At 72.7% G+C, this 14,019-nt stretch carries 13 protein-coding genes; 3 read left to right on the forward strand and 10 right to left on the reverse strand.

Annotated features, from left to right (window positions below):
* Nucleotides 1-125 precede the first annotated feature (125 nt).
* From ACZ66Z_RS11030 to ACZ66Z_RS11045, 4 genes are all read right to left on the reverse strand, one after another.
* Entirely contained in the window at nucleotides 126-1,577 is a 1,452-nt protein-coding gene (locus ACZ66Z_RS11030; RefSeq protein WP_469933685.1) for an NAD(P)H-hydrate dehydratase, read from the reverse strand.
* A 64-nt stretch (nucleotides 1,578-1,641) separates the two neighbouring features.
* Nucleotides 1,642-2,010, reverse strand: coding sequence for a holo-ACP synthase (locus tag ACZ66Z_RS11035; RefSeq protein ID WP_190157440.1), 369 nt, complete (start codon nucleotides 2,008-2,010; stop codon nucleotides 1,642-1,644).
* Between the two features lie 7 nt (nucleotides 2,011-2,017).
* Nucleotides 2,018-3,865: a glutamine--fructose-6-phosphate transaminase (isomerizing) gene (gene glmS / locus ACZ66Z_RS11040; protein WP_469933686.1), complete on the reverse strand. Its 1,848-nt coding sequence runs from the start codon at nucleotides 3,863-3,865 to the stop codon at nucleotides 2,018-2,020.
* A gap of 93 nt (nucleotides 3,866-3,958) precedes the next feature.
* Nucleotides 3,959-4,723 (reverse strand): hypothetical protein, encoded by a 765-nt coding sequence (locus tag ACZ66Z_RS11045; RefSeq protein ID WP_469933687.1) that lies wholly within the window; start codon nucleotides 4,721-4,723, stop codon nucleotides 3,959-3,961.
* Between the two features lie 174 nt (nucleotides 4,724-4,897).
* Here ACZ66Z_RS11045 and coaA point away from each other — a divergent pair, with 174 nt between their 5' ends.
* Together coaA and ACZ66Z_RS11055 are read left to right on the forward strand one after the other, a co-directional pair.
* Nucleotides 4,898-5,965 (forward strand): type I pantothenate kinase, encoded by a 1,068-nt coding sequence (coaA, locus tag ACZ66Z_RS11050; RefSeq protein ID WP_469933688.1) that lies wholly within the window; start codon nucleotides 4,898-4,900, stop codon nucleotides 5,963-5,965.
* A gap of 18 nt (nucleotides 5,966-5,983) precedes the next feature.
* The gene (locus tag ACZ66Z_RS11055; RefSeq protein ID WP_469933689.1) at nucleotides 5,984-6,934 is read left to right on the forward strand and encodes a DUF389 domain-containing protein; all 951 of its coding nucleotides are present in this window, start codon (nucleotides 5,984-5,986) and stop codon (nucleotides 6,932-6,934) included.
* A gap of 86 nt (nucleotides 6,935-7,020) precedes the next feature.
* On the opposite strand, the gene glmM is transcribed toward ACZ66Z_RS11055, so the two are convergent.
* From glmM to ACZ66Z_RS11075, 4 genes are all read right to left on the reverse strand, one after another.
* Nucleotides 7,021-8,379, reverse strand: a complete 1,359-nt coding sequence (gene glmM, locus ACZ66Z_RS11060) for a phosphoglucosamine mutase (protein ID WP_469933690.1) — start codon at nucleotides 8,377-8,379, stop codon at nucleotides 7,021-7,023.
* A 130-nt stretch (nucleotides 8,380-8,509) separates the two neighbouring features.
* Nucleotides 8,510-9,022, reverse strand: coding sequence for a 30S ribosomal protein S9 (gene rpsI, locus ACZ66Z_RS11065; RefSeq protein ID WP_015035601.1), 513 nt, complete (start codon nucleotides 9,020-9,022; stop codon nucleotides 8,510-8,512).
* 44 nt (nucleotides 9,023-9,066) lie between these two features.
* On the reverse strand, nucleotides 9,067-9,510 hold the full coding sequence (gene rplM, locus ACZ66Z_RS11070; protein ID WP_041130788.1) for a 50S ribosomal protein L13: 444 nt from the start codon (nucleotides 9,508-9,510) through the stop codon (nucleotides 9,067-9,069).
* A gap of 390 nt (nucleotides 9,511-9,900) precedes the next feature.
* Nucleotides 9,901-11,523 (reverse strand): ABC-F family ATP-binding cassette domain-containing protein, encoded by a 1,623-nt coding sequence (locus tag ACZ66Z_RS11075; RefSeq protein WP_469933691.1) that lies wholly within the window; start codon nucleotides 11,521-11,523, stop codon nucleotides 9,901-9,903.
* 56 nt (nucleotides 11,524-11,579) lie between these two features.
* On the opposite strand from ACZ66Z_RS11075, the gene ACZ66Z_RS11080 reads away from it, so the two are divergent.
* The gene (locus tag ACZ66Z_RS11080) at nucleotides 11,580-12,548 is read left to right on the forward strand and encodes a hypothetical protein (protein ID WP_469933692.1); all 969 of its coding nucleotides are present in this window, start codon (nucleotides 11,580-11,582) and stop codon (nucleotides 12,546-12,548) included.
* On the opposite strand, the gene truA is transcribed toward ACZ66Z_RS11080, so the two are convergent.
* Nucleotides 12,519-13,376: a tRNA pseudouridine(38-40) synthase TruA gene (gene truA, locus ACZ66Z_RS11085; RefSeq protein WP_469933693.1), complete on the reverse strand. Its 858-nt coding sequence runs from the start codon at nucleotides 13,374-13,376 to the stop codon at nucleotides 12,519-12,521. The two genes, ACZ66Z_RS11080 and truA, sit on opposite strands and share 30 nt — an antisense overlap.
* 82 nt (nucleotides 13,377-13,458) lie before the next feature.
* A complete protein-coding gene (rplQ, locus tag ACZ66Z_RS11090; RefSeq protein ID WP_469933694.1) occupies nucleotides 13,459-13,929 on the reverse strand; it encodes a 50S ribosomal protein L17 in 471 nt (156 codons plus the stop codon).
* Nucleotides 13,930-14,019 lie beyond the last annotated feature (90 nt).

Below are 14,019 nucleotides of genomic sequence, written 5' to 3' on the forward strand. Positions count from 1 at the left end.
CCGCGCCCCGCCTGCACGCGGTAACCCACGGCTGGGTCAACGGCGTTCGCCCGAGTGGGGGTCGGGCCCGGGCCGGTCCCGCGGGGTGCCCCCAGAGGCCCCGGCCGGTCCTCCGGGGCCCGCTCCTACGCCCCCGCCGTCACGTCCCGCCACGCCCTCCGCAGGGCGTCCGCCACCTCCGTGGCCGTCACCGGCGCGCCCCCCTCCGACGCCCGCCGCGCCGCGAGTCCGTGCAGGTAGGCCGCGCAGGAGGCCGCGTCCAGGGCGGGGAGGCCCGCCGCGAGGAGGGAGCCGGCGAGTCCGGAGAGGACGTCGCCGCTGCCGGCCGTCGCCAGCCAGGACGTCCCGGTCGGGTTGACCCGCACGGGCCCGCCGTCCGGCCCGCACACCACCGTCGTCGACCCCTTGAGGAGGACCGTCGCCCCGAAGCGGCCCGCCAGTTCGCGCACCGCCGCGAGCCGCCCGGCCTCGACCTCCTCCCGCGCGACGCCGAGCAGCGCCGCCGCCTCGCCGGCGTGCGGGGTGAGCAGGGTCGGAGCCGTACGGGCCCGGACGGCGTCCGGCGCGAGCCCCCGCAGGCCGTCCGCGTCGACGAGCACGGGAACGTCGGAGGCGAGGACCTCCGAGACCGCGACCCCGGCGCCCGGGCCCTCCCCGAGACCGGGTCCGACGACCCACGCCTGGACCCGCCCCGCCCTGTCGGGGGGTCCGGGGTGCACCAGCGTCTCGGGGTGCGCGGCGATCACGGCGTCGCCGGCGTGGCCCACGTACCGCACCGCCCCCGCGCCGCCGCGCAGCGCGCCCGCCACGGCGAGGACGGCGGCGCCGGGGTAGCGGGCGGAGCCGGCGAGGACGCCGACGACGCCCCGCCGGTACTTGTCGCTCTCGGCGCCCGGTACCGGCAGCAGCCGTGCCAGGTCCTCGTGCTGGAGGGCCTCCAGGTCCGGCACTCCGGGAAGCGCGGCGCCGAGCCCGATGTCGACGAGGCGCAGCGCCCCCGCGTACTCCCGGGCCGGGTCGACGAGCAGGCCCGGCTTGTACGCCCCGAACGTGATCGTCGCGTCGGCCCGCAGCGCCTCGCCGTGGACCTCGCCGGTGTCGGCGTCGACGCCGCTCGGCAGGTCGACGGCGACGACGACGGCGTCCGAGCCGCGCGCGGCCCGGGCAACGGGCACCGCGTCGGGGCGCAGGCCGCCGCGTCCTCCGATGCCGGTGATGCCGTCGAGGACGAGGTCGGCGCCGGCGAGCGGGGCGAACGGCTCGTCGGCGACGCGGCCCCCGGCGGCCCGGAGCGCCGCGAGCCCGCCGTCGTGCGCCCGCTCCCCGAGCAGCACCGCCGTGACGCCGGCGCCGCGCCGGGCGAGCCGGGCCCCGGCGTACAGGGCGTCGCCGCCGTTGTCGCCGCTGCCGACGAGCAGGACGACCCGGGCGCCGTACACCCGCCCCTTCCCGAGCAGCGAGCAACAGGCGGCGGCGAGGCCGGCGGCGGCGCGCTGCATGAGGGCGCCGTGCGGCAGGCGGGCCATGAGGTCGGCCTCGGCGGCCCGGACGGTCTCCACGCGATAAGCGGTACGCATGCCAGCAGTCTGCCCGCGACGCGGACGATCCTCCCGCACCCCCGCCCGTCCCCGCCGCGCGGGCTCACCCCTCCGCGATCACCACCGCCGACGCCACCCCCGCGTCATGGCTCAGCGACACGTGCCAGTGCCGAACGCCCAGTTCCGCCGCCCGCGCCGCCACCGTCCCCCGGACCCGCAGCCGCGGCTGCCCGCTGCCCTCGACGTACACCTCGGCGTCCGTCCAGTGCAGTCCGCCCGGCGCGCCGAGCGCCTTCGCGAGCGCCTCCTTCGCGGCGAAGCGCACCGCGAGCGAGGCGGGCCCGCGCCGTTCGCCGCTCGGGAGGAGCACCTCGCGCTCGACGAAGAGGCGCTGGAGCAGCCCCGGTGTCCGCTCGATGGACGCGGCGAAGCGGTCGATCTCCGCCACGTCGATCCCCACCCCAATGATCATTTCCCACTCACTCCACGGTCACCGATTTGGCCAGGTTGCGCGGCTGGTCGACCTCGTTGCCCCGCACGGTGGCGAGCTCGCAGGCGAAGACCTGGAGCGGCACGGTGGCGACCAGCGGCTGGAGCAGCGTAGGCGTGACGGGGATGCGGACGAGGTGGTCGGCGTACGGGACGACGGTCTCGTCGCCCTCCTCCGCGATGACGATGGTCCGCGCCCCCCGCGCCCGGATCTCCTGGATGTTGGAGACGATCTTGTCGTGGAGGACGGAACGCCCGCGCGGCGACGGCACGACCACGACGACCGGCAGGCCCTCCTCGACGAGCGCGATCGGCCCGTGCTTGAGCTCGCCCGCCGCGAAGCCCTCGGCGTGCATGTACGCGAGTTCCTTGAGCTTGAGCGCGCCCTCCAGGGCCACCGGGTAGCCGACGTGCCGGCCGAGGAAGAGCACGGTGTCCTTGTCGGCGAGGGACCGGGCGAGGGCCCGTACCGGCTCCATGGTCTCCAGGACGCGCTCGACCTCGTCGCCGATCCGGGCGAGGTCGCGGACGGCGGCGTGGATCTCGTCGCCCCACTGGGTGCCGCGCACCTGGCCGAGGTAGAGGGCGAGCAGGTAGCAGGCGACGAGCTGGGTGAGGAAGGCCTTGGTGGAGGCGACGGCGACCTCGGGCCCGGCGTGCGTGTAGAGCACCGCGTCCGATTCCCGGGGGATGGTCGAGCCGTTCGTGTTGCACACGGCGAGCACCTTCGCGCCCTGCTCCCGGGCGTGCCGGAGCGCCATGAGGGTGTCCATGGTCTCGCCGGACTGGGAGATCGCGACGACCAGGGTGCGCCGGTTCAGGATCGGGTCGCGGTAGCGGAACTCGCTGGCGAGCTCGACCTCGCAGGGGATGCGGGTCCAGTGCTCGATGGCGTACTTGGCGATGAGCCCGGCGTGGAAGGCGGTGCCGCAGGCGACGATGACGACCTTGTCGGCCTCGCGGAGCACGGCGTCGGGGATGCGCACCTCGTCGAGGGCGAGCCGGCCGGAGCCGTCGATCCGCCCGAGGAGGGTGTCGGCGACGGCCTTGGGCTGCTCGGCGATCTCCTTGAGCATGAAGGAGGCGTAGCCGCCCTTCTCGGCGGCGGAGGCGTCCCAGTCGACGTGGTAGGCCCGGACGTCGGCGGGCACGCCGTCGAAGTCGGTGACGGTGACGCCGTCCCTGGTCAGCTCGACGACCTGGTCCTGCCCGAGCTCGATGGCGGAGCGGGTGTGGGCGATGAACGCGGAGACGTCGGAGGCGAGGAAGTTCTCCCCCTCCCCCACGCCGACCACGAGCGGCGAGTTCCGGCGGGCGCCGACGACGACGTCGGGCTGGTCGGCGTGGACGGCGACGAGGGTGAAGGCCCCGTCGAGGCGGCGGCAGACGAGCCGCATGGCCTCGGCGAGGTCCCCGGCGGAGGAGAACTCCTCGGCGAGGAGGTGGGCGACGGTCTCGGTGTCGGTCTCGGAGAGCAGCGCGTGACCGCGCTCGACGAGCTCCTCCCGGAGGGCGGCGAAGTTCTCGATGATGCCGTTGTGGACGACGGCGACGCGCCCGGCGTTGTCCAGGTGCGGATGCGCGTTGGCGTCGGTGGGCCCGCCGTGGGTGGCCCAGCGGGTGTGTCCGATGCCGACGGAGCCGCCGGGCAGCGGCCGGTCGGCGAGCTCCTTCTCCAGGTTGACGAGCTTGCCCGCCTTCTTGGCCGCGGCGATCCCCCCGTCGGAGAGCACCGCGACACCGGCCGAGTCGTAGCCCCGGTATTCGAGCCGCTTGAGGCCCGCGACCACCACATCAAGCGCCGACTGCCCGCCGACGTAACCCACGATTCCGCACATGACGGCAGGCTACGCCGGAACCCCTCCCGCCGGCCGGAGTCGACGCGGGGCGCGCCTCCGCCCGTGTCGCGGGGGCGCGCCGGGGCTCCGGGGTCAGCCGAGCTTGGCGGCCTGCGCGTCGATCACGGCCTTCGGCAGGGCCTTGACCGTGCCGCCGAGGCTGAGGGTGGAGAACGAGGCCAGGGTGTTGCCCTTGCGGAAGACGACCAGCTTGGTGACGAACGGCTCGCCGTCCACGTCGGTGGTCACCGTCCAGGCGAGCGACTCCTCACCGGCCGACACCGCCTCCGGCGCGACCTCGGCGATCTTCGTCTTCTCTCCGCCGCCGAGGAGCGTGAAGCCGCCCGCGCAGTCGGTGCCGGCGGCCTTCAGGGAGGCGAAGGCCTCCTGGGCGCCCCGCCCGTCGTACGAGCCGAGGGTCACGCTCGTCACGGGCGCGGCCAGCGCCCCGAGGGCGTCCTTCGGCGAGGCCGAGGCCCCTTCGCCCTTCGGCACCTCGATGGTCTTGCGCTGCGCGGACGCGCCCGGGTCTCCGGTGGCGACGGACGACATCGCGTGGGCGAGGGGCGTGCAGGAGGCCTTGTCGGCGGAGACGGCGTCGGCCTTCACGACGTCCGCGGCCTTGGCCTTCTGGACCTGGTGGCCCGGCAGGTCGGCCTGCTCGACGATCAGCTTCTCCAGCTCGGCGGCGGACAGCGCCTTCGCGGCCGGGGCGCTGCTCGTGGCGGAGGCGCTCGGGGCGGCGGCCCCGCCGGTGTCCTTCCCGTCGCTCTTCTCCCCGCCGCCGCAGGCGGTGACCAGCAGCGCGAGGGAGACGGCGGTGACGGCGACGGCGGTGCTGCGGATGGACGTACGCATCGGTGAACGGCTCTCTGTTCTCTTCGTGCCGCCTCGGGGCGGCTCCCCCCGCGTGAAGGACAGGAGCCCACGCGGCATCAGCATGATCACCTCAGGACAGGGGTGTGACAACGGCTTTTGCGGCGTGACCGACCCCACGGCCCACACGGCCCGCCGACCCCCGACAATGGCGGGGTGATCACTTCGCCGCCACGAAGCGCCAACGGGGACGGCCCCGACCCGGACCCCGGCAACGGTGCCGGGACCGGAGAGGCCGCCGGCCACGGGAGCCCCCGGAACGGGACCGGGCAGCGCCGGCCGTCCGAGGCGACCCCCTACGTCGACCTCACCCGGGCCGAGTGGAGCGCCCTGCGCGACAAGACGCCGCTCCCGCTGACCGCCGACGAGGTCGAGCGGCTCCGCGGCTTCGGGGACGTCATCGACCTCGACGAGGTGCGGGACGTCTACCTCCCGCTGTCCCGGCTGCTCAACCTGTACGTGCAGGCCACCAGTGGTCTGCGCGGCGCGCTGAACACCTTCCTCGGCGAGAGCGCCGAGCAGCGCGGCACCCCCTTCGTCATAGGGGTCGCCGGTTCGGTGGCGGTCGGCAAGTCGACGGTCTCCCGGCTCCTCCAGGCGCTGCTCGCCCGCTGGCCGGAGCACCCGCGCGTGGAACTGGTGACCACGGACGCCTTCCTGTACCCGATGGAGGAGCTGAAGGCGCGCGGTCTGATGTCCCGCAAGGGTTTCCCCGAGTCGTACGACCGCCGGGCCCTGACCCGCTTCGTCGCGGACGTCAAGGCGGGCAAGGACGAGGTCTCGGCCCCGGTCTACTCGCACCTGATCTACGACCGCGTGCCCGGCGAGCGGCTCGTCGTCCGCCGCCCGGACATCCTCATCGTGGAGGGGTTGAACGTCCTCCAGCCCGCGCTCCCCGGCAAGGACGGCCGCACCCGCGTCGGCCTCGCCGACTACTTCGACTTCTCGGTGTACGTGGACGCCCGGCCGGAGGACATCGAGCGCTGGTACCTGAACCGCTTCCGGAAGCTGCGCGACACGGCCTTCCAGGACCCGTCCTCGTACTTCCGGCGCTGGACGCAGGTCTCCGAGGAGGAGGCCTTCGACTACGCCCGCACGATGTGGCGGACCATCAACAAGGTCAACCTGCTGGAGAACGTGGCCCCGACCCGCGGCCGGGCGACCCTCGTCGTCCGCAAGGGCCCCGACCACAAGGTGCAGCGTCTGAGCCTCCGGAAGCTCTGACCTCCGTACGCTCTCCCCATGCTGCATCTGAGGATGATCGTCCCGTCCGACCGCACCTCCGCCGCGGTCCGGTTGATCGAGTCGACGGTCGGCACCACCCATCTGGTGGTGCTGCCCGGAGCCGCCCGGGACCCCGCGGGCGACCTGGTGCTGTGCGACGCGGCCCGCGAGGCGGGGGACGAACTGCTGCACGGACTGCGGGAACTGGGGATCGACCGGGACGGTTCGATCGCGGTGGAGAACATCGACCTGTCGCTGTCCACCCGGGCCGACACCGCCGAGGAGGAGGCCCCGGGCGAGGGCGCGGACGCCGTCCTCTGGGAACAGCTGGCGGAGGCGACCCACGAGGAGTCGACGCTCTCCTTCACGTACTTCTCCTTCATGGGCCTGGCGACGATGATCGCGGCCTGCGGTGTCGTCCTGGACAACGCGATCCTGATCGTGGGCGCCATGGCGGTCGGCCCGGAGTTCGGCCCGCTCGCCGGAGTGTGCACGGCGATCGTGCAACGGGCGTCGAGACTGGCGGCACGCTCGCTGGTGGCGCTCCTCGTCGGCTTCGCGTCGGCGATCCTGGTGACCACCCTGTTCAGCCTGCTCATGGACTGGATGGGCCTGTTCAGCCAGTCCATGCTCGACGCGCAGCGGCCGCAGACCAGCTTCATCTGGCAGCCGGACCCGTTCTCCTTCGTGGTGGCGCTCCTCGCGGGCGCCGCCGGCACGCTCTCGCTGACCTCGTCCAAGTCGGGCGCCCTGGTGGGGGTGGCGATCTCGGTGACGACGGTCCCGGCGGCGGCGAACGCGGCGGTGGCGCTCAGCTACGGCGAGGTCGGGCAGATGTGGGGGTCGATCCAGCAGCTGCTGCTCAACCTGCTGGGGATCATGCTGGCGGGGACGGCGACCCTGTCCCTGCAGAAGAGGCTGTGGCGGACCCAGCGCGGCCGTCTGAAGCGCCGCCTGCGCAGGGGCTGATCCCGGCCCGACGCGAAGAGGCCCCGTCGTACCGGAGTCCGGTACGGCGGGGCCTCTCCCCTGAGCGGGACGGCGCCTCGGGAAGGCTAGCCCAGCGCGGACTTCACGACGTCCGCGAGGCGCTGCGCGACCGCGCGGGCCTGCTCGATGTCGGCGGCCTCGACCATGACGCGGACCAGCGGCTCGGTGCCGGAGGAGCGCAGCAGGACGCGGCCGGTGGAGCCGAGCTCGCGCTCGGCCTCGGTGACGGCGGCGGCGAGCTCGCCGGAGGTGGTCACCCGGGACTTGTCGACGTCCTTGACGTTGATGAGGATCTGCGGCAGCCGCTCCATGACCCCGGCGAGGTCCGCGAGCGACTTGCCGGTGGCGGCGACGCGGGCGGCCAGCATCAGACCGGTGAGGGTGCCGTCGCCGGTGGTGGCGTGGTCGAGCACGATGACGTGACCCGACTGCTCGCCGCCGAGCGCGAAGCCGTTCTCCTTCATGGCCTCCAGGACGTAGCGGTCGCCGACCGCGGTCTGGACGAGGTTCAGGCCCGCGCGCTCCATGGCGAGCTTGAAGCCCAGGTTGGACATGACGGTGGCGACGACGGTGTCGCCGCGCAGGGTGCCGGCCTCGCGCATGGCGAGGGCGAGCACGGCGAGGATCTGGTCGCCGTCGACCTCCTCGCCGGAGGCGTCCACGGCGAGGCAGCGGTCGGCGTCGCCGTCGTGGGCGATGCCCAGGTCGGCGCCGTGCTCGACGACGGCGGCCTTGAGCAGCTCCAGGTGGGTGGAGCCGCAGCCGTCGTTGATGTTGAGGCCGTCCGGCTCGGCACCGATGGTGACGACCTCGGCCCCGGCCCGTGCGAAGGCCTCGGGCGAGACGCGGGCGGCGGCGCCGTGGGCCTCGTCCAGGACGATCTTCAGGCCGTCGAGGCGGTTGGGCAGGACGGCGATGAGGTGGGCGACGTACGTGTCGAAGCCCTCCTGGTGGTCGCGGACGCGGCCGACGCCGGCACCGGTCGGACGCTCCCAGGGGGCGCCGGTGCGGTGCTCCTCGTACACGGCCTCGATCTTGTCCTCCAGCTCGTCGGCGAGCTTGTGGCCGCCGCGCGCGAAGAACTTGATGCCGTTGTCGGGCATGGCGTTGTGGCTGGCGGAGAGCATCACGCCGAGGTCGGCGCCGAGGACGCCGGTGAGGTGGGCCACGGCCGGGGTGGGCAGGACGCCGACGCGCAGCACGTCGACGCCGGCGCTGGCGAGGCCCGCGACGACGGCCGCCTCGAGGAACTCTCCGGAGGCGCGCGGGTCCCGCCCGACCACGGCGGTCGGCCGGTGGCCCTCGAAAGTGCCCGCCTCGGCGAGCACGTGCGCGGCCGCGACCGACAGGCCGAGCGCCAGCTCCGCCGTCAGGTCCGCGTTGGCGACGCCGCGTACGCCGTCCGTGCCGAAGAGTCGTCCCACAGCTGTCCTCCGAAAATACGTGCCCAAGCTGATGAAAGGTGAAAGAGGTGACGCAAGAGGTTATGAAAAAACGTACGCCCCGACGGCACGGGCAGTGCCGCCGGGGCGTACGAAAGCAGACCGCAGGCGATTAACGCTTGCTGTACTGCGGAGCCTTGCGGGCCTTCTTGAGACCGGCCTTCTTCCGCTCGACCGCACGGTCGTCACGGGAGAGGAAGCCGGCCTTCTTCAGCGCCGGGCGGTTGTTCTCGACGTCCGCCTCGTTCAGCGCACGGGCCACGCCGAGGCGCAGGGCGCCGGCCTGGCCGGAGACACCGCCACCCGCGATGCGGGCGATGACGTCGTAGCGGTTGTCGAGCTCGAGCACCTTGAAGGGCTCGTTGACTTCCTGCTGGTGCACCTTGTTGGGGAAGTAGTCCTCAAGGGTGCGACCGTTGATCTTCCACTTGCCGGTGCCCGGAACGATCCGGACGCGGGCGATGGCGTTCTTGCGACGGCCCAGGCCGGCGGCCGGCTGCGGGTCGCCGAAGCGGGACGCGAGCGACTCGGAGGTGTACTCACCCTCGACGAGCTCGGTCTCGGTGGTGTACTCCTCGACGCCCTCGAACTCGTCGACGGGGGTCTCGGGGGTGGTCTCGGCCACGATTCTCCTCAGATTTCTTTCGTTCTTAGGGGGTGTGGCCGGAACTACTGCGCGACCTGGGTGATCTCGAACGGGACCGGCTGCTGGGCAGCGTGCGGGTGGTTCTCGCCCGCGTAGACCTTCAGCTTCGAGAGCATCTGACGGCCCAGGGAGTTCTTGGGGATCATGCCCTTGATGGCCTTCTCGACGGCCTTCTCGGGGTTCTTGTCGAGCAGCTCGTCGTAACGGACGGAGCGCAGACCACCCGGGAAGCCAGAGTGGCGGTAGGCCATCTTCTGGGTCTTCTTGTTGCCGGACAGGTGGACCTTGTCGGCGTTGATGATGATGACGAAGTCGCCCATGTCCATGTGCGGGGCGTAGACCGGCTTGTGCTTGCCTCGCAGGAGGTTCGCAGCCGTCGTCGCCAGACGGCCCAGGACGATGTCCTGCGCGTCGATGATGTGCCACTGGCGAGTGACATCGCCGGGCTTGGGGCTGTACGTACGCACTTCGTAGCCTTCGCTTCTTCAGTGGATGGAGTCCAGACACACCTGAAGCGATCATGCAGCTGGGGCCTGCACTGCCGGGACACCGCCCGTATGCGAGCCACTGGTAACTGCTCCAGGGAACTTACGTAAGGGCCGTTCGCACGAGAACGTCGAAGCCGATACGCATAACAAACCGCAACAGTACCCGCGCGCCCCCGCCAGGGTCAAAACGGCCGGTGCCCCGGCCGTGGGCGATCGTTCCGCGGGGCGGAACGGGTGGGCACGGCCCCGGACGCGCCTCCCGCGCCCCGGCCCGCCCCGCGACCACCTGCCGGACCCGCTCGGCCTCTCCCCGACGCCGCGCTCGCACGGCTGCGCCGGACTCCGCCCGCCGCCCGCCGCCCGCCGAGGTCACCGCACCCGCTCGACCCGCCGCTCGTCCCACACGGGCTCCGGCGTCTCCCGTACGACCCCGTCCGAGCCGAAGACCAGGAACCGGTCGAAGCTCTTCGCGAACCACCGGTCGTGCGTGACCGCGAGGACCGTCCCGTCGTACGACTCAAGACCGTCCTGGAGCGCCTCCGCCGACTCCAGGTCCAGGTTGTCCGTGGGCTCGTCGAGCAGCAGCGCCGTCGTGCCCGCCAGCTCCAGGAGCAGGATCTGGAACCGCGCCTGCTGCCCGCCCGACAGCTTGTCGAACGACTGGTCCCCCTGCCGCTCCAGCTCGTACCGCCGCAGCATCGACATCGCCGCCCCCCGGTCCTTGGCGTGCTCGGTCCACAGGATGTCGACGAGCGGCCGTCCGGTCAGCTCCGGGTGCGCGTGGGTCTGCGCGAAGTGCCCCGGCACGACCCGGGCGCCGAGCTTCCAGTCGCCCGTGTGCGCGACCGACGGGTCCCCCGCGAGCAGCCGCAGGAAGTGCGACTTCCCGGAGCCGTTCGAGCCGAGGACCGCGACCCGCTCCCCGTAGAAGATCTCCAGCGAGAACGGCTTCATCAGACCGGTCAGCTCAAGGTTCTCGCAGGTCACGGCCCGCACCCCGGTCCGTCCGCCGCGCAGTCGCATCCGGATGTCCTGCTCGCGCGGCGGCTCCGGCGGCGGTCCCGCCTCCTCGAACTTCTTCAGCCGGGTCTGCGCGGCGGCGTACCGGGAGGCCATCTCGTGGCTGACCGCGGCCGCCTGCCGCAGGGTGACCACCAGCTTCTTCAGCTGGGCGTGCTTCTCGTCCCAGCGCCGCTTCAGCTCCTCGAAGCGGGCGAACCGCTCCCGCCGGGCCTCGTGGAAGGTGTCGAAGCCGCCGCCGTGCACCCAGACGTCCGAGCCTGCCGGGCCGGGCTCGACCGCGATGATCTTCTGGGCGCCCCGGGAGAGCAGCTCACGGTCGTGGGAGATGAAGAGCACGGTCTTGCGGGTCTCCCGCAGCCGCTCCTCCAGCCACCGCTTGCCGGGCACGTCGAGGTAGTTGTCCGGCTCGTCGAGGAGCAGCACCTCGTCGGGGCCGCGCAGCAGCGACTCCAGGACGAGCCGCTTCTGCTCGCCGCCGGAGAGCGTCCTGACCTCCCGGAACTGCGCCTTCTCGTACGGGACGCCGAGCGCGGCCGTGGTGCAGATGTCCCAGAGGGTCTCGGCCTCGTACCCCTGCACCTCGGCCCAGTCGCTGAGGGCCTGCGCGTACTTCATCTGCGCGGCCTCGTCGTCGACCGTCATGATCAGGTGCTCGGCCTCGTCGACCGCCTTCGCGGCCTCCCGGATCCGGGGCTGGGCGACGGAGACGAGCAGGTCGCGGACGGTGGACCCGTCCCGTACGGAACCAACGAACTGCGGCATCACGCCGAGGCCGCCGCTGACCCTGACGGTGCCGCCGTGCGGCTGGATCTCCCCGGCGATCATCCGGAGCAGTGTGGTCTTGCCGGCGCCGTTGGCCCCGACGAGGGCGACGACGGCGCCCTCCCCGACCCGGAAGGAGGCGTCCCCGAGCAGGACCCTCCCGTCGGGAAGGTAGTACTCCAGATGCGCGGCCTCGACGTGTCCCATGGGATGCATTGTCACCGCCCGCCGGGGCCCCGCCCAACCGGTTTAGGATGCGCGGCATGAGCTTTGGGGGACCGCAGTGGCCGCAGGAGCCGCAGCAGCAGGGGCAGCAGGGGTACGGACGGCAGCCCGGGTACGGACAGCAGGCACCGGGACAGCAGCAGGGGTACGGGTACCCGGGGCCTGGGCAGCCGGTGCAGCCGAACCCGTTCCCGGGTGCGCAGGGCAGCGGTGAGACGCCCGACTGGAGCGCCCTGGCCGACGCCTCGGCCTCGCGCGGGCGCCGCCGACGCCTCCTGCTGGTCGGCGGCGGGGTCCTGGCCACGGTGGCCGTGGGCGCGATCGTGGCGACAGCCGTCGTGAGCGCCGACAGGAAGAACGACGAGGCCAAGAACGGCCCGCTCCCCACCGGCACGGTCTCCCCCACCGGCACGCCGTCCCCCGAGCCGACCTTCTCCTCGGTGGCCCCGCCGCCCCCGCCGAACCCGAAGGACTACATCTCGGACCCGAAGAAGGACAAGGCCCCGCTCAGCGCCGAGGGCCTCTTCCCGGGCAAGAAGCTGACCATGAGCGGCCGCGCGTACAAGAAGGGCGCGACCTCCGCCACGACGAACTGCGCGGCCGTCACGCAGGGCGGCCTCGGCGGCGTCCTGCAGCGGAACGGCTGCCAGCGGGTGCTCCGCGCGACCTATGTGAAGGACGGCGTGGCGATCACCGTCGGCGTCGCCGTCTTCCCGTCCGAGGCGACGGCCCAGAAGGCGAAGGACCAGGCCACCGGCGGCATCGCGCCCCTGACGGGCGCGGGCGTGGGTGATTTCTGCCACGCCACGGTCTGTCTGCGCCGCTCGAACGCGATCGGCCGGTACGCGTACTTCACCCAGGCCGGGTTCGGCAACGGCAAGAAGGTCACCAAGGCCGACCAGGCCGTCTTCCGGGCCAGCGACGACCTCGGCACCTTCGCCTTCAACCAGATCTACGCCCGGGGCCGCGCCCAGGCCTCAGCAGCAGCCGGCGCTCCCCGGGAGTGACCGCTTGTTGCGGGCCTCCTTGCTGCGGGCGGCGAGCAGCGCGTCCTCCGGGTAGCCGACCTCTTCGAGGGTGAGGCCGTGCGGCCGCACGACGTGGACGGCCGAGTCGCGGACGCCGGCGGCGAGCACCTTGCCGGGCCAGTCGACCGGCCGGTGGCCGTCGCCGACGAAGAGCAGGGCGCCGACCAGCGAGCGGACCATGTTGTGGCAGAAGGCGTCCGCCTTGACGGTCGCCTCCAGGACCCCGTCCTCGCGCCGCTCCCAGCGCAGCACCTGGAGCGTGCGGATGGTGGTGGCGCCCTCGCGCTTCTTGCAGTACGCGGCGAAGTCGTGCTCGCCGACGAGCGCGGTGGCGGCCTCGTTCATGGCGTCCATGTCGAGGGCCCAGTCGTGCCACAGCACGTGCCCGCGGAGCAGCGGGTCGACGCCGCCGGGGTCGTCGGTGACGCGGTAGGCGTAGCGGCGCCAGACGGCGGAGAACCGGGCGTTGAAGCCCGCGGGGGCCTCGGCGACGGACCACACCCGCACGTCGTGCGAGAGCCGCCCGGCGAGCCGCCGGAGCAGCTTGTCGCGGTGCTCCTCCCACACCTCCACGGGGAGGTCGACGTGGGCGACCTGGCCGCGCGCGTGCACCCCGGCGTCGGTCCGGCCGGCGACGGTCAGCTCGTACGTCTCCTTCGACCGGGTCACGGTCCGCAGGGCGTCCTCGATCTCTCCCTGCACGGTCCGCTGTCCCCGGGCCTGCTTGGCCCAGCCGGAGAAGTCCTTGCCGTCGTACGAGAGGTCCAGCCGAACCCGTACGAAACCGTCCTGCACGTCATCGCTCACGCGGAGATCCTCTCAAACACACGGGAACGGGCCCGCACCCCAGGGGGTACGGGCCCGCTCACGAGAAACGTCGGCGGAACGCTTACGCGTCCTTCGCCTCGTCCTCGGTCGCCTCGACGGCGGCGGCCTCGTCGGCCTCCTTGACGGAGCGCTTGGTGGCGGCCTCGGCCTCGGCGACGGTCGCCTTCTTGGCGATCTCGCCCTCGACCAGCTCGATCACGGCCATCGGGGCGTTGTCGCCACGACGGTTGCCGATCTTGGTGATGCGGGTGTAGCCACCCGGGCGCTCCGAGTAGCGCGGGGCGATCTCGGTGAAGAGCGTGTGGACGATGCCCTTGTCGGTGATCGACTGCAGCACCAGGCGACGGTTGTGGATGTCGCCCTTCTTCGCCTTGGTGATCAGACGCTCGGCGACCGGACGCAGGCGACGGGCCTTGGCCTCGGTCGTGGTGATGCGGCCGTGCTCGAAGAGCGACTTCGCCAGGTTGGCGAGGAGCAGCTTCTCGTGCGCGGCGGAACCGCCGAGGCGGGCACCCTTCGCGGGACGCGGCATGGTGTTTCTCCTTGTGATCTGCACCGGCCGTATGAGGTACCGGTGTCAGTGTCCGAGCGGGCGGTCACCCGTCGGAGACCCCGCGCCCCG

This window comes from Streptomyces sp. NPDC107498 (genome assembly GCF_055582805.1).